We start from the raw sequence: 21,253 nt of genomic DNA on the forward strand, positions 1-21,253 counted from the left end.
TTTAATAAAGCCCCTTCCTAGGGGCTTTTTTTTCGCCTAAATGAACCTAGTTCATTTTTACGATTTACCTCTTTAAACCCGAGTTCAAACTTGGACACCCACAGTGTAGGATTTCACCTTAGACAACCACACAAAAATTTCACTTAGGCTCCCAATCAGCTTTGGACATCCACACAAACCATTCTCAAGTTCAGTAGTTATCTATCTTAACTGAAGTCATGATAGTAAAACTTATTGATATCGTAGTTTCACAATATGCCACGCCCAAGAAAATCGCTTATTAGCCTACAAGATACTCCCTACTATCATTGTGTTTCGCGTTGCGTCCGCCGAGCATTTCTGTGCGGCGAAGATCACTACAGTGGTAAAAGTTACGAACACCGTCGCCAATGGGTTGAAGACCGATTGCTCACACTAGCCAATGCATTCGCGATAAACATTTGTGCTTATGCCGTGATGAGCAACCACACTCACGTGGTATTGCATGTAGATAGAGACGAAGCTCTAGCCTGGAGCACTGAAGAAGTTTTGTCGCGCTGGCATTCGCTTCACAAAGGCACTGAATTAACACGCCAATATAAGATAACTGAACAGAGGATGTTAATGTCTGAAGCACAGATCCAGGCAGTAATATCGACCGCAAACATTTATCGTCAACGTCTGTACGATATCAGTTGGTTCATGCGGCTGCTAAATGAATATATCGCACGTCTTGCGAACAAAGAGGATGACTGCACAGGCCGCTTTTGGGAGGGTCGGTTCAAGTCCCAATCGTTATTAGACGAAGCAGCATTAGCTGCTTGTATGGCATACGTCGATTTGAACCCACTTCGAGTGGGTTTAGCGAAAACGCCTGAGACCTCTGACTTTACGAGTATTCAGAAAAGAATCACGGCGGCAAAAAAGAGTGCGCAACCTAACTTTTTACTCCCATTCACCAATAGCGTTAGTAGCACGGTTAAAGGCTTGCCCTTCAAACTCAAGGATTACTTGGAATTAGTGGATAACACTGGCAGACATATAGTGGCGAATAAAACTGGGAGTATCGACCATAGCTATTCCCCTATCCTAGTCCGCACTGGGCTACAACATATAGACTGGCAATCTATGGTGATGGGCATTGAAAATCAATTCTCTACGTCGATAAGCCTAACTATAGCTATAGGTATAGGTATAGGTAAAACACAGAAACTTAAGCTAGCTTAACAAGCAATTCAGCTGCTATTTGCATCACAAGTTATCGCCTTTGTAAGAGAAGCCTAACATCTGTGATGGTCTTTCAGTTAAGTAAGTCCTCTCCACGCCCCTTGAAATAAGCTTTTGATATCAGCTAATAAACCTCCATCAGGTATTTGTATCACTATCACGGAAACTTTCCTTAGTAAAATATGTAATGCTAACCTTCAGCTTAAGACACCCACAAACTTGCAATATACATAGTGTGGGTGTCCAGATTTCACTCCCTTCCCGAACTAGAATTGTCTGTGGGTGTCTCAAGTTCGGAGCCATAAGAAATTGTGCGTGTCACTTCTGCGGGTGTGTCACTTCTGCGGGTGTCCAGATTTCACTTATAATTAATTAGTACTTTCTACAGACTTAGAGCCTTCCTTTCCACTATCTCTTGATTTGGAGTTTGAAGCGCTGAGGCTGTCTTCATATTTATTGTTATAAACCGTTTGGTTCAATCCTGTGACTTTCGATTTAACTCTCAGTACATCCGTTTTATTTGCGCATGTTTTAAATAGACTGATCACATCAGCTAAATCGGAAGAGCTTTCACTGTCAGCACTTCCCGAACTAGAATTGTCTGTGGGTGTCTCAAGTTCGGAGCCATAAGAAATTGTGCGTGTCACTTCTGCGCCGCGCAGGTAATAAAGCTGCTCTGAGAGTTTGGCTACCTCACCCTCTAAGCGTTTTTTGCCGCTTCGTGTGTATTCCATGCTGGTTTCTTCAAGCTGAGCTTCCAAATACTTTTTAAGTAAGACCCTATTCGGTAAGCTACCTAGCACTAAGCTTATTAATAGAAAACCTGTGTTGTAAACACGCGTGCGCCCTTGTACGTCTACTTTGTCGTGTAGCAAAAACATGCCTAGTAAAAGCCAAGCTGCATCGGAATACTCAAGGTCATTGCTATGTACTAAGCCAAGAAGCTTTTTCAAATCAGCAGTGTATTCCATCAGAATATTCTTACTTCTTAAATGGCTAATACCCAAACCTAAATTCTTAGATGAAAGGTTCAACTGCTCTATGAAGTCGTACATTTGTTCATCTTCAGCCACAATATTTAGCATATTATCGCGAGTATCTTTTCGCGTGAAAAAATTATCTAACTGTGTTTCTTCCGATAGCAATATGCCACTGTCTGAGGGATGGGAGCGAGCAAACTCAAACAATGAACGAAAGGTAAAATCACGTGATGCCTCTTCAATGGTTGAAATGAGTCCATCTAAATTACCAATTAAGTTGCTCAATACTTCAGGGGAAAGTTCAAGCGATTTTGGCGGCGGCTTATGACCATGGTAATTCGATAAGTGCTCCGGCAATTCAAACAGAATGTCTTCAGACTCAAGCAATACCGCAGTACACGCACGTTTCGCTTCGTAAATAGAGCGGGTAACCTTTGAATTAATATCTGAAATTTTCTCAACTGAACTGTTCAAGTGAATAATTTCTTCTCGAATCGAGTCGTTCTGTTGAATGTTCGTGGCCAAGCCGGCTATTCGAATAGCTACCAAGGCTCCCGCAAAACCCAATGCCCAACCGCCTAGCGCATCAAACAACCCCGTATTCTCTTGGGTAAGTCGCGAAGGCATAAGGTCTTCAGGTAACAAATTCCATTTAAGGGTTAACCAAAAGAACACTAAACTAATCAAACCAAACAGAATAGTAGAGAGCGTTAACTGGCTAACATGCGCTTCATCAAGCCATTCCAAAAAATGCTTAAACGGGCCTTTCCCTCTTGAAGGTGATGTATTTGACATCAAATTCCCTCCAGCGGAGAACTCTCACTGCTATTCCCTTTACCTTCACTAGCGCTAGAGCCCTGTTCGTCACCACTACCTTCAGAGTCTTTAAGCGCCTCTAACGCCCGCTGTAGTTGACTACGTTTCTCTTCGCTTAGCCCAACTAGGTCGGTTTCAAACTGTCGAACCCACTTCTTGGCTTCAATATTTTGTTGGTAATCAGAAATTTTTCCATCAATACACTTTTGTGCATCTTCAGGAGCATGTAGCAGGTCATCGAACAGTTCATCAAAGGTTTCTTCGGTAAATTGAATCATAAAGCCCACAATGCGCTCCACTTGAGTGTGGTGCAACACGCCTTTCGCTAAGGGTATATCGATGGATATTTTCAGTTCGCCATCCGATGGGTCTAGCGACATCGAAAGAAACTTGTATTCAAACTGATACCACGCAATTACAGATGCAATAAGTGAATACGGCGTTTTAGCAAAATCGAACTTATACATCATGGGGGTTTGAAATCTAACTAAGTCATCATTCCCGTAATTGATGTGAATTAGCAGTAGGCTCTTTCCATCGTGGTCAGAGTACTTGTCTAAATTCATACCAAGTTCAATCGACTGCCTTTCGCTGTTATCTCTGAATTTCCATTCCTTTCTTTCAAGGAACTGAACAATCGCTTCTTTCGGCGACACTACTTCAAATTGGCTGATATCAGAATCGGTAGGTGCACTTTCAGTTACATTATCGCGCGGCGCTGGACTATCTTCAGAGGCTGACTCAATTTCGCCATTATCAGCATCGCTTTCATCTGCCGATACTAGTTCAATTGCCTGCTTTACCGCGCCTTTAAGCATTTGCTCTAAACGTCCAACAATACCTTCGAAATTTTCGGAAAATTGGTCGAAGCTAACTTCCGATACATCACAAAACACACTGAAGCCTTTACCATCAATGAGCGTGTGAAAGGGACCGTCACTATTTTGATAATCATCGCCGCCATTTTTGATAAGTACCGCTTGTGCCACATTTCGAAGATTTTCTTCACTGTGTAAATGCAAGCGTATGCTGGTGTCATCGTCTCGCTCAGATATATCTAACGTGTAAGGTAAGGAAGAATTGTTATCAGTTTTTATAATAGAAATAGGGGTAGATGATGATAAATTCCAATCATCTTTTTGTTCGACAAAATCAGCGATGAGCGCTGAAATCCCTTTAATTAAATCCATGGCGACACCTTAAAACGTTTTGAGCTACAAAGAATTTGAGTCTTTTCAAAATCACAATATGAAGTATAAATTATTGACTTTCAAGCTGTTTAGTTATTTCATTGTATATTAGCAGGCTGATAAACATACCGATAAATCAGGATTCAAATACAATAGTTAATTATTCGATTCGTGAGTTAACAAACGGCACATCGCGCCAGTTTAATGTGTGGGCAAAACAAGAAAACCAGCAACGAACACATAATCTGTATAGCAGTAATTAAGTACAAAGGAAGTTTACTGGTGAAGACCCTATTACTCACGGCAAAACATATTGCCGTTGAAATGCGAGCTAAGCACATAGAACTCGCCTACATTCAAGTCGCCGCAGAATGTCTCAACGACTTGAACATTGAAAAAGCGAATGCTGTCAAACTGATATTAAGTAAAAACTTATCCCGCAGGCTGCATTTTGACCTAGCCCAGCAGTTTAAAGACACCGTGACGTTAGAAAAGCTAAATGCTGTAGAAGCCCTGCCTATGGTGCCCTTTACCGATGAAGTAACTAAAACCATCGAAACCATTCTTGATTCGCCTGCTTTTAGGGACGGCAACCTACAAGATAAAGTCTTTAAGCTACCTGAAACTCACGAGCCCACAATCGTTAAGCGTCTCAGTAAATTTGAAGCGTTAAAAAATAAGCTTACACAAGAAGTATTTGGGCAAGATATTGCCATTGAAGCGTTAATCGATAGCCTGGTAAAAAACGATTGGCAAGACACGGCGCAGCGTCCAAAAGGTATCTTTCTTTTCTTAGGCCCACCCGCCACCGGCAAAACCTATCTAGCCGAGCGTTTTGCTCACCATCTCGACGATGACTGCGGCTATAAGCTGTTTGATATGGCTCAGTACACTAACTCAAATGAAGCGTTTGGTTTGGTTGGCGGTAAAAAGACATACGATGATTCAGAGCCTGGCCGTTTAACCCAGTTTGTTAAGAAGCATCCGAAGTCAGTTATCGTGCTAGATGAATTCGAAAAAGCCCACAGCCAAGTATTGCTTAGCATACTTCAGCTTTTTTCAACCGGCTTTCTAACCGATGAACATACCGAAGAAGTGATTGATTTTAGAAGCGCTATTGTTATTTTAACGTCTAATTTAGGTACCCAGCTTTATAATAATGAAGCATTTCTCACCCAGCTTGAACAGCACCCTAGTCAAGGGCAGAAAGCGCTAATCAGCCACCTTGCAAAGGAAACAAAACTCGAGCGTGAAAGAGAAGTAAAAGCTATACCAAGCGAGTTACTTTCTAGGCTTTCACAAGGCAGTATTCTTTTATTTAATCGCCTTTCACTGGACAAACTTGCCGATATTACACGAGTGCAAATTAAACAAGATATTGAATCTTTCTCTCAGCAATACGGGCTTACTTATACCCCGCCAAGTGAACATGTGTGTGAATTACTGTTGCTGCATTTTGCTCCCTTGTTTGATGTTCGCGATATAAAATCGAGTATATCCCACTTAATCATCGACCCGCTGACTGATTTTTTCCGTCAAGCCTCTATAAATAGCGCGAATGATCTATTAGCCACTGACAAGCCGGCGACCGATATATCGGTAACCGTAAAGCTGAGTGAAAGCGCACTGCAGTTTTTATCTGAAAACGATGAAATTAAACACCCAAAAAAGCTAGTGCTTAAACACCAAACTATTAATTTTGATGTGAGCGTCTCAGCTAACCTTGATGTGGGGGTCTTAGCTAATTTGCCTAATGAAGGCGACTCAATTAGCTCCACTGGTGTGGGTGTCCAGGGTAGTTCGGGTGAATCAAATGCTTCTGGTCAAATACAGCAGTTGATAGTGACTATCGATGCGCCTCAAGTAAACCAGATTGTGTTTACCGAAGATATGGGGGTAAGCGGTGGTATTAATATGGACTTCCCCAATATCGCGTTTTCAGATATTGCGGGGCACAAGTACATAAAATCCAGATTAGGCGAAGTAGCTAGTTTGCTTAAACAGCGAAACACGCTTACCGAACTCGGGGTTTCTATGCCCGCAGGCATGTTACTTTACGGCCCACCAGGCACGGGGAAAACTATGCTTGCTAAAGCCTTTGCTCATGAAGCGTCGTTGCCATTTATTGCTTGCTCTGGCACAGATATATTGTCGGAGTCTTTCATATCCAGCATTTTCGAGCGCGCCCGTAAATACGCGCCATGTATAATATTTATCGACGAAATTGATGCACTGCCAAGCCGGGGCACGATGGGCCCTAGAGCCGATGCATTGGTGAATAGATTGCTGGTTGAAATTGATGGTTTCGCGTCTTCAAAAGACGAAATTTTTATTATCGGCGCTACGAACCTTAAAGATAAGCTCGACCCAGCGCTAACGCGCTCAGGCAGATTAGATTTGAATTTTGAGGTGCCCTCGCCTGATAAAGCCGCCCGAAAATGGTTGCTTTCTGAGCTGCTGTCTCACTCATTATATGATGACGGTATTGATGTTAATGCATTGCTATTACCCACCACCGGCCTGACGGGGGCCGACTTAAATAAAATTCATCGTGAAGCGGTACTCACGGCTATTCGCAACAAAGTAGAAACCATAACCCTCACCATGTTGCTAGAAGAAATCTATACCCTTAAATACGGCGCAAAAAGTGTAGTTAACAACAAAAATAACGGCAACGAACGCTTGCGAGAAACCGCCATTCACGAAGCTGGTCATGCAGTAATTTCTAAGCTACTAATGCCAGAGCGCAACATTGAACAAGTTAGCATTATTGCTAGAGAGCGGGCGCTTGGCATGGTGTCTTATGAGGCGGGGCAAGAACTCAAACAAACTAGGGCACACTGGGAAGCGCTTACCTGTGTAGCCTTAGCAGGCCGTGCTGCTCAAGTTGAATATAGCGGCGAATTCGGTATTGATACCGGTGCAAGCAGCGACTTAACCCAAGCCACTCACTATGCTTGGGTTGCTATTGCTAGATTTGGTATGCACCCGAATTTGTATAATTTAGATATCGATTATTTAAACAAGCAATCGAAGTCATCACTGTTTGAATGTGACATAGAACAAGCAGTACAAGAATGGATTGCAGACGCTACCGACAAAACCAGTGAATTAGTTACTAAGCACTGGCAAGAGATTGTGAAATTAGCGGATGCACTTATCGAAGAAGAAACAATTGATGAAGCACAGATGATGGCGCTACTTGAAGCGCCATCATCTTAGGCTTTTTTTTAATCTTACTCGCAAAGGCTTACTTTCTACTAATAACCTCAGGCTATATTACAAGAAATGAGTACTAATTCTATTAGGCACTAGCACATAGGCATTTCTAGCGCTGGTTTTCAGGGCAACTCATGCAAGCCTTAAACTAACTTTCGCGCTGACTCATCAACCCTTCCATTACCTTATCCATGGTGATCGGAAATTCTCGAATTCGCACGCCTGTTGCATCAGCAATAGCATTGGCAATAGCTGCTCCGGCGCCAGTGATCCCAAGTTCACCAATACCTTTAGCGCCAATGGGCGATGCTTCGTAATCAGGCGTTTCTAAAAAGTCTAACGTCACATCGGCAATATCTCGGTTTACCGCAATATGATATTCACCAAAATCTGGGTTAATAAAACTAGCTGAATCTGTGTGATGATGAATGGCTTCGGTAAGTGCATACCCTGCCCCCCATACCATCCCGCCTTTAATTTGCGAAGACGCTGTTTTTTCATTGAGGATTTTACCTGCTGAAAAAATGCCATATTGTCTTTTCAGTCGCACTTCACCTGTGTGGGTGTCCACTTCCACTTCGGCGAAATGGGCACCGCATGAGTACTGTTCATCTTCAGCGGTATCATCCTCGCTCACCTCACCTATTTCAGTTAATGGGAAGTCGCTTTCGTCGATGAGCTCGCTTAAGAGAAAACGTTGTGGTTCAGTATGGGTGTCTAGTTTGGAACTCTCTATTTCTGAAGAAGTGTGGGTGTCCTGAACATATACCACCAGCGTGTCACCTTCCAAGGCTAATTCGCCTATAGAATTAGGTAGCTTCTTCTCCAGAGCTTTCTTCAATGATTGTTTCAACAACTCACAAGCTTTCATTAGTGCAGAGCCAGTACTAGCTGCACCGAAAGAGCCGCCAGAACCACAGGAGGTCGGTAAACTACTGTCGCCCAGTTGCACATCTACATTGTCCACTTGTGTATGAAACGCGCCTGCGGCTATTTGTGCAAGAATGGTGTAAGACCCCGTCCCTATGTCAGTCATATCTGAGCGCACAACCAGCTTACCCGCGCTATCAATACTGATACTGGCAGCACTAGGTACCAATACATTCATTCGCATAGCACTTGCTACACCGTGTCCAATAACCTTTCCTTTTTTAGGCGCAGCTTTGTGCTGCCAACCAAACTTTTGAGCGCCTTCTTGCAAGCAATCTCCCAACCTATGAGTAGTAAAGCGCTTGCCGCTCACTGGATGAACTTGAGGCAAGTTTTTAATTCGAAACGTTAGGGGATCTATTCCTGCTTTGAGGGCTAATTCATCAATAGCCGACTCAAATGCAAGAGAGCCAATAGCATCTCCAGGCGAACGCGTAGAATCGATAAGTGGGATATCGGCATCTTTAATTCGATGGGTACTTTTTATATGCTCTGCGCGATAGGTTACCCGCGCACCAGCGCCCGTGGCTTCGGCAAATTCGTACCCTTTCGCTCGAGGCATTGCACTATGGTGTGTTATGTCACCTAATAACCCTTCTCTGTTACAGCTTAACTGCATAGATTGGAAGCTATTTCCCCTATGAGGAGAGTTGTAAAATACCTGACGCCTGCTTAGCACAACCTTCACTGGCCGCTTAAGATATCGAGCCCCTAAACAAGCTAATACGGCATCGTAATGCAAGCCTAACTTTGAACCAAAACCGCCCCCAACAAAGGGGCTTTTCACCTCAATGTTCTCTGCATCCAACTCGAAGGTTACCGCTAATGCCTCTACGGCTGATGCGATAATTTGCACACTGGTGTACACCGTAAGTTTGTCGCCGTCAAAATTAGCGATTGTAGCGTGGGGTTCCATGGCTGCAGATATCTGAGATGGTGTGGTGTAATCTGCGTCTACCGACACAGCATTTTTATCGTGATCACTGTTCCCACTTTCGACATCAGCTTCAAATCCACCATCTAAAGAGTCAGGCACATTAGTAGCCTGGTCTGGAGATAAGAGTAAATCGGGTGTTCCAGCATCAATCGTATATTCAACCAAGCTAGCAGCATAACGTGCTTGCTCTAACGTATCGGCAATCACTAAGGCTACTGGCGCACCAAAATGCCGAATATGAGGCTCATTTAATACCGCTCGACTCTGTGTAAAGCGGCTTTCGCTCGCAGGTTTACTGAAAGGCTTAAGGGGGCCGGCATTTTTATACGTGAGCACTGCATGTACACCCTCAGCACTTTCGGCTTTGTCTGTAGATAGCTTAGTAATCTCACCAATTGCTGTATCGGATGACACCAACCACCCTATTAGCGGCTTCTCGTCAAACTGCTGCTCGGCAGCATATCGTGCTTGTCCAGTAACTTTCAAAATGCCATCTACACGACTAATGGGCTTACCCAATACATTCTTTGCAATATCAATTTTCATAAAGCGCTCCTTCATGGTCGCCACTTTCACGCTGATGTTCATAAAGTGAATTCAGCACGCTTTTAAATGTATTGCGAAGCAAATCAGGTTTAAAATTATTACTTCCGTACACTTTCGAGTCGGCCAATTCGGCGTCAATAGCAAGGTCTAGCACGTCGTCAGAAAATGTTGCACCGGTCAGGACTTTTATGGCGGACGCGGGATACCAGGGTTTAGTACCTACTCCACCAAACGCCAATGTCAGCTTTTCAATGGTGTCGTTTTTAAGAACAAGCCCTGCCCCAACCGATACAAGAGCGAAGGCATATGAAGAACGATCCCGTACCTTACGATAATACTGTGTGCCATGGCGCTGCTTAGGAATAATCACGGCAGTAATGACTTCATCGTATTTGAGTACATTTTCAATATGCGGCGTACTACCGGGCACACAGTAAAAGTCCCGGAGCGGAATGTTTCGCACCTCGCCAGTTTTAGACGTTAATTCAACCTGCGAGTCAAGGGCCATCATTGCTACTGCCATATCTGACGGATGAGTCGCTATGCAGTCGTTACTTGTGCCCAAAATGGCATGAATACGGTTCATGCTCGTTAATGCAGTACACCCTGAACCGGGCTGGCGCTTATTGCAGGCTTTAGTGGTATCGTAAAAGTAGTAACACCGCGTGCGCTGCAGTAAATTGCCACCAGTTGTTGCTCTATTTCGAAGCTGAACTGTGGCGCCGCTTAATAACGCCTGAGATAACAGAGAAAGTGATGGCTTGTGATAAGCGTAGTTGGCAAGTGCCGTATTGGTAACCATGGCACCAATACGAAAATGATCATCGTTTTCGGCAATACTTTGCTCATCTTCCCACTGACTTAAATTAATAAGCTGGGGAGGTGTTTCCACCTGTAATTTCATCAGGTCGATAAGGTTAGTACCGCCCGCGATATACTTAGCGCCGTCTTCGGTAGATAAACCGGTAATATCTTGAGTACGTTTAATATGTTGTACGCTAAATGGATTCATTATTGTGGCTCCAAAGCGATAACATCTTCTATCGCATCTACAATATTGGGATAAGCGCCACAGCGGCATAAATTACCGCTCATTCTTTCGCTGATATCTTCTTTTTGTGAGTAATCAGCGCTACAAGTTACCGCACTGGGGTTCTTTGCCGCTAGCTCACCAAGTAGCGCCACGCCCGAACATATCTGCCCAGATGTACAATAGCCGCACTGAAACGCATCTCGCTCTACAAAGGCTTTTTGTAGTGGGTGTAATTTAGCGTCGCTATCGTTAGTTTTATTAGCAATACCTTCAATTGTGGTAACCGATTTACCTTCTAGCTGAAACGCAAAAACCAAGCATGCATTTATTCGTTCACCATTAAGCAACACGGTACACGCGCCGCATTGACCATGATCGCAGCCTTTTTTGGCGCCAAACATGGATAAGTGTTGATGTAAAAAATCGAGTAGTGTGGTTCTTGGATCTTCAGGGAGGGAATAAGCTTCTTCATTAACAATAATTGTAGACATGGCGTTTTCCTATACCGTACAGCCACCAATCCATTACTGCTCAGAGGGAGTTGGCTGAATAATTGTCGTTCACCTTGTCTTTACGCTATCGGATTGTTTATGGTTCAGAAGCAAAAAAAGGCCGCCTCCTTTTGTTCTGGAGTCAGCCTACTACTGCTGACTCCTGCACGAAAGGATATGCGGCCTTCAGTCTTGGTACCTTTATAATTATCTGTGAAGCTTAATTTTCCAGACTACACATTTTGGCTAAATAAATTCAAAAGTACGTAATCAATTACGCCTTACTGATAAAAGTAAGGCCCTGTCCAGCTTACCTTTTTACCGTCTATTTTCACGCTATGCTTCGCGTTTTTCGACACGTCCACATTCGAAATAATAAACAGCTGCTTTTCACCTTTGATATCGGTAATTGAAACGCCAGTATATTCGTCGCTATCAAGAACAACCTTCAAATCTGTAATACTGCTTTTTGAATTTTGTGATGATTCACTTACAGGGCTGTAAGAACCATGAGGTTCAACCACAGAGACGAATAAGGTGTCTTGGGTGTCTGTCCTACGAAGGATAATGCCTGGGTCACGACGAAGATTAAATTCTGGGTCATTTGCTCCAATACGAGTAAGCAACACTTCGTCATCATTATTGGTAACGGAAGTGATCGTGTAATACTTACCATTATTTAACCATGAGAACTTCGTGTTATGCCCTGCGGCCATTCCTTTACCTTCAAGATATAGGTGTTGATACCCATTATCTTCGCCAAGTGGGTGCAAACTGGTAGGCGAATCGTATTTGAAGTTCATATCTAATACTTGCCCAAAGTAGTAAAAGGGAAAGTCGTATTGATTCTTGGTATCCGATTCAACACGCATAATGTCCAACACAAACGGTTTTTCAAAATTATCATTAACAATCATCGCCATAGTGCGATGCATTAACGTACCTGGATAGGCATTTTCTTCTGTTGCACTCACCACTTTGATATTGTCTTGCTCAGCATCAAAAGTGAATAACTCTGAGTGGTGCTGACTTGCAACATCGTAGTCGCCTTTAAAGTGCATTTCCTGGTTAACAGATAACGTATTGTGCGCAATAGTCGTTTTCGCCCAGGTCTTATTCTCTTTTAAGTAGTTACCGCCCCCTTTTTGTTCAATATTAACAAAACGAGCTAAACCATAATCTTGTAGAACTTCTTCACCCTTTTCATACATTGAAAAAGAAAGTTTATCGTAGTGACCATGGCTTAGGCCTTGGGCTGCATACTTAAATACCAAGGTCATATCTTCATCACCTTGGCGCAGTACACCTATACCACCTTGTTTACCATTCACACCATCGCTCAGATTTACTGATCGCTTAATAAATGGCTCAGCTTTGTTATCGCGCACATCAATAGCCGCTTGCAGTCCCGATTCCTGTAACAAGACCTCACCTTGCTTTTCAACAACACTCAATAGTTGCGGATTTTTGTCACCGTAAAAATAGGCTAAATCTACCGCGCTAACCAGAGAGTCTTTGTAATATGACATCCCTTTCTGAGCATCATTGATTGGGAAGAATTCACCGTCAGCATCAGATAAGTTAAGTAAGGCATTCACACCTTTTAGTAACACATTATCTTTATGCTGAAGTACTTTTAGGTCTGGACGGCTATTGTCCATTGCCAAGGCGAAAATAAGGAAGGGATACATAGCATAACGCTGGTAATATGGCCCTTCGGTATAATAACCATCTGGCGAGAAAGGTTCTTCTAAGTTAGCGAAGAAACCTTTACGTTGGCCTTCTACTTTAATAGTGCCACCGTCGTTGTCTTTACCGCCAACTACTAAGCCATCGTCCTCAATGCCATATAACGCACGCTGAATAAGCTCTTCGTCGTTCATAACGAGGCCTATCATACCCACCGCGGCAATGCCCCAAGTGCTATGGTTGTGAACGCGGTTGAAAAACTGTGGGTTCTCAAGCGAGATAAAATCAGCAAACGGACGGAACAGGTTAGTTTCTAGGGTTTCACGCTCTTGCTCTGAAAGATAATCGTAAATAGCATCGTAAGCTTGGCTCATGTAAACCAACCAATTACTGTCGTTTAAACACTGCCAAAACAATTTACCCCGTGAATACGAGCGCTCTTGAGGGTGAAGCGGTAGATCTTTATACATGGCTTCATACTGAAACAACATATCGCGAATGTACTTCGCGTATTTTTCATCGTTTAAAACTTGGAACAACACTCCCGCCTTTTGGGCGACAAAGAAGTTTTGCTTATGGCGTTGATGAGTATAACCGCCAGAAAAATCTTTAGGAATTGGTGTATCAATACCCATGGCAATTTCAGCATCTACTTCTTTTTTAACACTTGATAACGTTGAATCAAATAATGGTACTTGACCCAAATTGTCTCTCATTCTTTCTACTCCAGGCTTAGTAAGAATAAGATTAGGATGTTCTTTGGCTTGTATGGTAAACGGCGACATGCTGATACCAACGGTTAACAGGGTTAGGGTAAATTTTTTTATATTCATATTATAAGTTCCATTTTTCACAATTCGTCTTTTTAGAATGAATTAACAACGGGTGTAGGGTAAAAAATTGTTAACTGTAAGATAGCGAATTGGTGGTTAGTACAATACCAGAACCACTCTGGTATAAAAGCTGACCACTGCGAGAAAATGCAAAAACAATCAACTATTTGTTTATAATTTAGTCTTACTTGGTTTTTTCACTGAAAATTCTGCACAAGCAGACATGAAATAAGAATGTTAATAGGATGAAAAACGTGGCGTACCGCTTTTTACGCCACGTTGAATAGATTATTCTGAACCCGATTAGGTTTTACCCAGCTATCGCATCTAGCTCGATAATCGATTATCGATTATCGATTATCGATTATCCGTGAAAGAAAAATTAGAACCCTTCTAAAACAATTTTACCAATCGCCGTACCTGCTTCTAAGGTTCTATGCGCTTCTATCAAGTTTGCCGCGTTGATCTTACCTAGGTGCTTACCTACCGTGGTTTTTACATGTCCAGAATCAATCAATGTGGCTACATCACAGAGCAATTCACCTTGAGCTTTCATATCTTCTGTTTGAAACATAGAGCGAGTAAACATGAACTCCCAGTGTAAAGAGATACTCTTTGGCTTAAGCTTTGAAATATCGAGCGCTTCTGGGTCGTCAATAAGTGCAATTTTGCCCATTGGCTTCATGATTTCAACGTACGCATCTAAGTAGGCATCAGTGGCATTCAAACTTGCCACATGGGTAACTGGCCCAATGTTTAACGCGGTTATTTGTTCAGCCAATGGTTGGCGATGGTCAACAACATAATCTGCACCCAACCCCTTCACCCATTGTTTAGAGCTTTCACGAGAGGCAGTTGCAATAACCGTAGCGCCGGTTAGGGTTTTTAGCAGTTGAAGCATAATAGAGCCGACGCCACCTGCCGCACCTACCACTAATACGGTTTCGTTAGTTTTCTGAGTCTTGCCCGCCTGTTGCTTTTCAAGCGCCAAATGTTGGAACAATAGTTCCCATGCAGTAATTGCGGTAAGTGGTAGTGCCGCCGCTTCACTATCAGACAAACTTTTAGGAGCACGTCCAACAATACGCTCATCAACTAACTGAAACTCTGCATTGGCGCCCTGGCGAGTTAAATCACCGGCATAATAAACCCGGTCACCCACAGTCAAGATTTGAACATCATCACCCACTTCAACCACTTCACCTACGGCATCCCAACCTAAAATTTTTGGTTCACCATTTTCAGGTGATACACGTTGGCGAATTTTAAAGTCTACCGGGTTAACAGCAATGGAATTGATTTTAACCAGTACATCACGTCCCGATGCAGCAGGCTTGGCAAGCTCTACATCCATTAGTGCGTTTTCATCTGTTATAGGTAAAGATGTAGTGTATCCAATTGCTTTCATCAAGAAATCCTCTTCTGTTTAAATAACTTACTGAACGAATGTGCATATTGATATGCGATGAAAATATAATACGCCTTGACTGTTTCAAATTAAACAGCACAATATTTGAAACATTTTCAATAAAAAATAGATAATCTATGTTACTTGAAGATCTCGTCGTTATTTTAAAAGTAGCCGAGTTTCGTAGTATTACTGCCGCAGCATCGAGTTTAGACATGCGCACTGCAACGGCCAGTGCTGCAGTTAAACGAGTTGAAAGTACGCTGGGTTCCGACCTTTTTATTCGAACCACTCGCTCCCTTCGTTTATCTGCCGCGGGTGAACGCTACTTACCCATTTGCGAGCAAGCCATCACTATGCTTGAACACGCAAAGCAAAACTTGCAAGAAGATACGGGTAATATTGAGGGCGAATTACGCATAGGCTTATCGTCAGATTTAGGCCGTAATGTTATCGCCCCTTGGCTCAACAGCTTTATGGATGAACATACTGGTATCACCCTGAAACTGCATTTAAGCGACAGCAATATCGATTTTTATCGCGACCCCGTTGATATCGCCCTGCGATATGGCTCGCCAAACGATGCCAGCTTATACGGTTTTAAAATATGTGAAGTGCCTAGGCTATTGGTAGCCTCCCCCACTTATTTAGAGAAACATGGCACGCCCAAAAATTTAGAAGACCTACCTAAACACAACGGCCTTTTTTATCAGTTGCACGATATTATTTATAACGAGTGGGAGCTTACTTATAACAATCAACCTGTAAAAATTAAAATGCAGGGTAACCGTGCTGCTAACGACGGCGACATGGTGCGCAGATGGTGTGTGAATGGCCATGGCCTAGCGGTAAAATCGAGTTTGGATATGTGCGATGACCTACTTAATGGCCGCGCAGTGGCGTTAATGCCTGAATACATTGTTAAACCTACCCAACTATGGCTAATTTGCCCGAGCAGACAAACCATAACGCCAGCCGTAAGGTTACTAAGAGATACCCTTAGGACGCACTGCCAATACCAACTACAACAACTTGTGGCGGCAGGTGTTATTACCGAAGATCGTATCTAAAGCGTGATGAGTCCGCTAGGGGTGCCGCACTCTGGACCATGTTGTTGAACATGGTCAATTAAAGCAGGGAAAAAGCCTAAAAACAGGCTATCTAAGGTTGTGAAGTTTGCTGCTATATCTTGCATGCACTCAGCAAAATCATTTTTAAATCGTATGCGTTTCGCTACTGCTTGTATGGCGTAACCTATCCCTTCAAATTTCGCATAGTCTGCAAACCAATTGTGCGTAATCATATGTGAAACACTGCGCTGCATAGGCGTGGGCATAACAGGTAGATTTTTCTCTAATAACAAAAAGCTATGCTCACAAAATGCTTCAAAGGAAATGTTAGAAAACCGCGACCAATGCGTAATTAATAGATGGTCGAACAGTATATCTATCGCCACGGGCGCAAAGCGCCTGTGCTCTGGTTTAAAGAGCGCTTTAGCTTGTTTCACACAAGTATGACTGTCAGTAAACCTATCTACTGTATAGTGGTTTTCCAAGCCTTTGCTAACATCATTACTCAGGGTGTCGAGTGCGATGCCTTTGCGAAAATCACCAAGTAAATTTCCATAGTGAGAATCGGCATTGGGCTGGGCTAAAAAAAGATGAGCAAGGTAATTCATGGCTTCATTATACGGTAATTAACGAGCAAATCGTTCACCGTTGTAAAACATGTTTATATATTTAACAAGCCATCCATCGGTTCAAATGGCTGAATGTGATATAATCGCACTTTGTGTTAGCCCTAATTTAGTTTTAAAGACAGTGAATACGACAGAATTACTCGCCCCTATAAATACGTTTTTACACGCTACAACACCAGATGAATGGGTTGAAGAAGCTACCAAGCCTGAAAACTTTTCCATGCTGCTTTTAGATCATTTGATTTGCGAGCTTAAAGCATCTCAGTCGGCCATGTTCCTTATTCGAAAATATGCTGTTGATAAAGAAAGTAGCGATGCCCTTTTGGCGTGGCTGCAACCTTTCGAACAATATGTGTATAAGCGCGAAGGCGACTGGCGAGATTTACCGTCTAAGAACAAATTGTCTAAGTCAGTTATTCCTCGTTCCGACTCAAAGTACGGCCAAGATCTTATTGATAAAATGGTGTTGCTGATTAAAGAAGAGTTACACCACTTCTTTCAAGTACTGGAAATGATGGACCATTTCGATATTGAGTATCGAAGCATAACCCCTTCGCGCTACGCTAAAGGGTTACTTAGACATGTTAAAACCCACGAGCCTGACGCTTTAGTCGATAAACTCATATGTGGTGCGTATATTGAAGCACGTTCATGTGAGCGATTCGCGAAATTGGCGCCCCACGTAGATGCAAAGCTTGGTGAGTTTTATATTTCATTGCTTCGCTCTGAAGCTAGGCATTATCAAGATTACTTATCGCTAGCCACCGAAATTGCGGGCAAAGATATTTCACAAAGGATTGCTTACTTTGGTGAGGTAGAGGCGGAATTAATTAACTCCAGAGACAGCGATTTTAAATTCCATAGCGGGCTTCCAGCTTAAGGTATCTAAGAAGCACTTATAGGTTTAAAACCAGAAGCATTAACATGTGATAATGCGTGGTGTCATGCCACGCTTTCAACTAACCATTTCTTGCCTCCTTCACGCTTCTCTCTTTAAGTCTTGTATACTTATTTTTATTCATACCCTTTTTCTTGTCTGGATGCTCTTCTCTAGTTATTTAAATTCTCTCATTTGGTTACTCTCAACTAATTGGTCTCGCCTGATACTCTTACCTGATTACTTTTACTTGGTTGCACTTACCTAATTGCTCTTATTTACTTGGCTAACCGGGTCGATAGCACCGCCTTACCTAAGATAATCCTTATATTTATTAAGCTATTTAGCCATCAATTCGTTTAAATTTCTGCCTAATTTCGACCCATCTTGGTGCACCTTAGTAAATTAGATTAATAAGTGCGTTTTAGGGGCTGTTTTTTACACTATTTATTTGACTGATTCATCATCCTGTAGCAAAATTGACGTGTAAATTAAATGTTGCATTTTATACTTTAGTATTAACATTGATTCTTATAAAAAATAATACTCTTCAGACTTTCTCAGAGGCGAAGGACAATGCTTTTAAACCATGTTATTGGGATGTACACGCATCCTAAAGAAGAATGCCGTAATATCGATCGACGCCAAGAAACATTTTTCTACGCATTTAGCCACATTGCTATTATTGCGTTAATACCCACTATTGTGGCGTATTACTCAACGGTCTACACTGGCTGGAGTATGGGCGGAGAGCTCATCAAGTTAAGTGAAAGCAGTGCGCTATTAATGGCGACAGGTATGTATTTCGGATTAGTAGCTGGCGTAGTAGCTTTGGCTGTGGTTATTCACGAACTCGCTAAAGCATTTGAATCATTAACTACTTTTACGCAATCATTAGAGTTAGCCGCTTACACCGCTACCCCATTATTTATGGTAGGTTTTGCAGGTTTATATCCTGAGCTCTGGGTGGTTATGGCTGCACTACTGATAGGTGTAAGTTATTCAGTCTATCTACTTTTTTCTGGTGTGCCTTTGTTAATGCAATTGCCACAAGAAAAAGGGTTCATCTATTCAAGCTCAGTAGTTACCTGCGGGCTAGTGTTAATGGTTATTTTAATGACTGGCGCAGTATTATTGTGGGGTATTACAACAGGCCCTATTTTTGCCAGCTAGTGATAGTTAAACAAAATATGTGAATTGCTTTACCCATTCTGCTACAAAGTAACAAACACAAAAAAGCCGCTTAATAGCGGCTTTTTTTATGAGTAAAGCACATAGTCAAAACTATATGCTAGGCAAATTGCCTAGTCGTTAGAATCGATATTATGCATATCTAAATTGCTCAATTCTGCTTGCAGAATGGGCGCTTCGCGAGACTTCTCTCCACGCGAGATATCAATACGTTCAAGGTAGTCTTGGTCTACATCACCGGTAATATAATTGCCGTCGAAAACAGAGGTTTCAAAACGTTGGATTGAATCATTTTCTTCACGTACTGCTTCAACTAAATCAGTGATATCTTGAAATATAAGACCGTCCGCTTGAATAAGGTCTGCTATTTGATCGATTTCTCGGCCATAGGCAATCAGTTCGTTGGCAGAAGGCATGTCGATACCATATACGTTAGGGAAACGTATTTCAGGTGCAGCCGAGGCAAAATATACCTTCTTAGCGCCAGACTCTCTGGCCATCTCAATAATTTGCCCAGAGGTAGTACCGCGAACAATAGAGTCATCAACCAATAGCACGTTCTTGCCTTTAAACTCAGAAGAAATAGCATTTAGCTTACGGCGTACAGACTTCTTACGCATAGTTTGGCCAGGCATAATAAACGTACGGCCAATATAGCGATTCTTCACAAACCCTTGGCGGTATGGTAACTCTAAGGTGTTGGCAATTTGCAGTGCCACATCCATAGAGGTTTCAGGAATAGGAATAACAACATCAATGTCTAAATCGCTCCATTCACGGGCAATTTTTTCACCTAATCTGCGGCCCATGTTCACGCGCGAAGCGTAAACTGAAATACCGTCAATAAAGCTATCTGGACGTGCAAAGTAAACAAACTCAAAAATACAAGGTGAGGTAATGGGGTTCTCAGCACACTGTCTGGTATGAAGCTCACCATTTTCAGTAATGTATACTGCTTCACCTGGCGACACGTCGCGGATAAATTGGAAGCCAACGGCATCCAGTGCCACACTTTCTGATGCTACCATCCACTCTTCGCCAAGCTCTGTCATACGCTTACCTAGCGCTAACGGGCGAATACCGTGTGGGTCACGAAATGCAACAATACCCTGGCCGATAATAGCGGCAACAACCGCGTAAGCACCACGAATTTTCTTGTGTACTTTGGTGACTACTTCAAAGATATGTTCAGCAGTAACACTTAACCCTGCCACTTGCTGTAGCTCGTGAGCAAGAATGTTCAACAATAACTCTGAATCAGATGTGGTGTTGATGTGACGACGGGCAATTCGAAATACTTCTTCTTGCAGATCGTGAGCATTGGTTAAGTTACCATTGTGCGCAAACGCAATACCAAACGGTGAGTTCACATAGAAGGGCTGTGCTTCGGCTGAACTCGAGGTACCAGCAGTAGGATAGCGAACATGCCCAATACCCATATTGCCCGATAGGCGTTTCATATGACGCGTATGAAATACATCACGAACCAAACCATTTGCCTTACGCAAATTAAACATATTTTGGTCGATGGTCATTATTCCAGCAGCATCCTGTCCACGATGTTGGATTACCGTTAAACCATCGTACAAAGACTGAGCTACTGGTGTTTTACCAACTATTCCGACAATACCACACATGTGCGTTACCTATATCAAGCGGGATTTAAGAAACTGGAGGAGCCTTTCACATACGTGAAAAACCACTCAATAATGACACCAAATTCGGGAATAAGTACCGACGTTTGCCACCACTGCGATGAGGCAGCAGCAGAGAAAGTGTCCATGAAAAAGAGAAGCGCGCTAACGATAAGAACTCCGCGGAGCGCTCCAAATACAATGCCTAAAACGCGGTCGGTACCTGACAGGCCTGTTGCCTGAACCAGTTGCCCGATTGCAAAATTCAACATGCCGCCTAACATCAGAGTTGATACAAATAAAGCGGCAATGGCAGCGCCATTTCGAAGATACAAATCATCGATGGCAGTAAAGTATACGGCTAAGTCGGCATAAAAATGGCTGGCAATAAAGAGTGCGCCAAACCATACCACAAGAGAGATGGCCTCTTTAACAAACCCTCTAATAAGGCTTATTAAGGTAGATACCGCAACGATACCCAATATGGAAAAGTCTACCCAGTTCATTGTCTCTTAATTGCGTTATAGTCGCGGAAGTTGTTAGTAGCGACATGCCGTTGGCGAGATGGCGCGCA

Annotated in this window: 15 protein-coding genes; 5 read left to right on the top strand and 10 right to left on the bottom strand. The window is 42.8% G+C overall.

What is annotated here, in order from left to right:
• The first annotated feature begins 255 nt into the window (after window positions 1-255).
• Window positions 256-1,206: a transposase gene (locus AVL57_RS12155; RefSeq protein ID WP_057791005.1), complete on the top strand. Its 951-nt coding sequence runs from the start codon at window positions 256-258 to the stop codon at window positions 1,204-1,206.
• 368 nt (window positions 1,207-1,574) lie between these two features.
• On the opposite strand, the gene AVL57_RS12160 is transcribed toward AVL57_RS12155, so the two are convergent.
• Together AVL57_RS12160 and AVL57_RS12165 are read right to left on the bottom strand one after the other, a co-directional pair.
• Complete coding sequence (locus AVL57_RS12160; protein WP_057791003.1) at window positions 1,575-2,981, bottom strand: hypothetical protein; 1,407 nt, start codon at window positions 2,979-2,981, stop codon at window positions 1,575-1,577.
• Entirely contained in the window at window positions 2,981-4,192 is a 1,212-nt protein-coding gene (locus tag AVL57_RS12165; RefSeq protein WP_057791001.1) for a hypothetical protein, read from the bottom strand. The genes AVL57_RS12160 and AVL57_RS12165 overlap by 1 nt, the downstream gene beginning before the upstream one ends.
• A 282-nt stretch (window positions 4,193-4,474) precedes the next feature.
• Here AVL57_RS12165 and AVL57_RS12170 point away from each other — a divergent pair, with 282 nt between their 5' ends.
• On the top strand, window positions 4,475-7,414 hold the full coding sequence (locus AVL57_RS12170) for an AAA family ATPase (RefSeq protein WP_057790999.1): 2,940 nt from the start codon (window positions 4,475-4,477) through the stop codon (window positions 7,412-7,414).
• A gap of 145 nt (window positions 7,415-7,559) precedes the next feature.
• On the opposite strand, the gene AVL57_RS12175 is transcribed toward AVL57_RS12170, so the two are convergent.
• From AVL57_RS12175 to AVL57_RS12195, 5 genes are all read right to left on the bottom strand, one after another.
• Entirely contained in the window at window positions 7,560-9,824 is a 2,265-nt protein-coding gene (locus AVL57_RS12175; protein ID WP_057790996.1) for a xanthine dehydrogenase family protein molybdopterin-binding subunit, read from the bottom strand.
• Entirely contained in the window at window positions 9,814-10,836 is a 1,023-nt protein-coding gene (locus AVL57_RS12180) for an FAD binding domain-containing protein (protein WP_057790994.1), read from the bottom strand. The genes AVL57_RS12175 and AVL57_RS12180 overlap by 11 nt, the downstream gene beginning before the upstream one ends.
• A complete protein-coding gene (locus AVL57_RS12185; RefSeq protein ID WP_057790992.1) occupies window positions 10,836-11,348 on the bottom strand; it encodes a (2Fe-2S)-binding protein in 513 nt (170 codons plus the stop codon). Before AVL57_RS12185 ends, AVL57_RS12180 begins: the two co-directional genes overlap by 1 nt.
• 281 nt (window positions 11,349-11,629) lie before the next feature.
• Window positions 11,630-13,870, bottom strand: coding sequence for a heparinase II/III domain-containing protein (locus AVL57_RS12190; RefSeq protein WP_057790990.1), 2,241 nt, complete (start codon window positions 13,868-13,870; stop codon window positions 11,630-11,632).
• A 382-nt stretch (window positions 13,871-14,252) separates the two neighbouring features.
• A complete protein-coding gene (locus AVL57_RS12195; RefSeq protein ID WP_057790988.1) occupies window positions 14,253-15,278 on the bottom strand; it encodes a zinc-binding alcohol dehydrogenase family protein in 1,026 nt (341 codons plus the stop codon).
• A gap of 137 nt (window positions 15,279-15,415) precedes the next feature.
• On the opposite strand from AVL57_RS12195, the gene AVL57_RS12200 reads away from it, so the two are divergent.
• Window positions 15,416-16,348: a LysR family transcriptional regulator gene (locus AVL57_RS12200; protein WP_057790985.1), complete on the top strand. Its 933-nt coding sequence runs from the start codon at window positions 15,416-15,418 to the stop codon at window positions 16,346-16,348.
• Here AVL57_RS12200 and AVL57_RS12205 read toward each other — a convergent pair.
• The gene (locus AVL57_RS12205) at window positions 16,345-16,956 is read right to left on the bottom strand and encodes an acyl carrier protein phosphodiesterase (protein ID WP_057790983.1); all 612 of its coding nucleotides are present in this window, start codon (window positions 16,954-16,956) and stop codon (window positions 16,345-16,347) included. The two genes, AVL57_RS12200 and AVL57_RS12205, sit on opposite strands and share 4 nt — an antisense overlap.
• A 142-nt stretch (window positions 16,957-17,098) precedes the next feature.
• Between AVL57_RS12205 and miaE the strand changes: the two genes are divergently transcribed.
• Both miaE and AVL57_RS12215 read left to right on the top strand, forming a co-directional pair.
• The gene (gene miaE, locus AVL57_RS12210) at window positions 17,099-17,857 is read left to right on the top strand and encodes a tRNA isopentenyl-2-thiomethyl-A-37 hydroxylase MiaE (RefSeq protein WP_057796054.1); all 759 of its coding nucleotides are present in this window, start codon (window positions 17,099-17,101) and stop codon (window positions 17,855-17,857) included.
• 573 nt (window positions 17,858-18,430) lie between these two features.
• A complete protein-coding gene (locus AVL57_RS12215) occupies window positions 18,431-19,027 on the top strand; it encodes a Yip1 family protein (RefSeq protein WP_057790981.1) in 597 nt (198 codons plus the stop codon).
• A 131-nt stretch (window positions 19,028-19,158) separates the two neighbouring features.
• On the opposite strand, the gene purF is transcribed toward AVL57_RS12215, so the two are convergent.
• Both purF and AVL57_RS12225 read right to left on the bottom strand, forming a co-directional pair.
• Complete coding sequence (purF, locus tag AVL57_RS12220) at window positions 19,159-20,682, bottom strand: amidophosphoribosyltransferase (protein ID WP_013783506.1); 1,524 nt, start codon at window positions 20,680-20,682, stop codon at window positions 19,159-19,161.
• 14 nt (window positions 20,683-20,696) lie between these two features.
• The gene (locus AVL57_RS12225; RefSeq protein ID WP_013783505.1) at window positions 20,697-21,185 is read right to left on the bottom strand and encodes a CvpA family protein; all 489 of its coding nucleotides are present in this window, start codon (window positions 21,183-21,185) and stop codon (window positions 20,697-20,699) included.
• Window positions 21,186-21,253 lie beyond the last annotated feature (68 nt).

The sequence above is a fragment of the Alteromonas stellipolaris genome (assembly GCF_001562115.1).
GTDB classification, from domain to species: Bacteria; Pseudomonadota; Gammaproteobacteria; order Enterobacterales; family Alteromonadaceae; genus Alteromonas; species Alteromonas stellipolaris.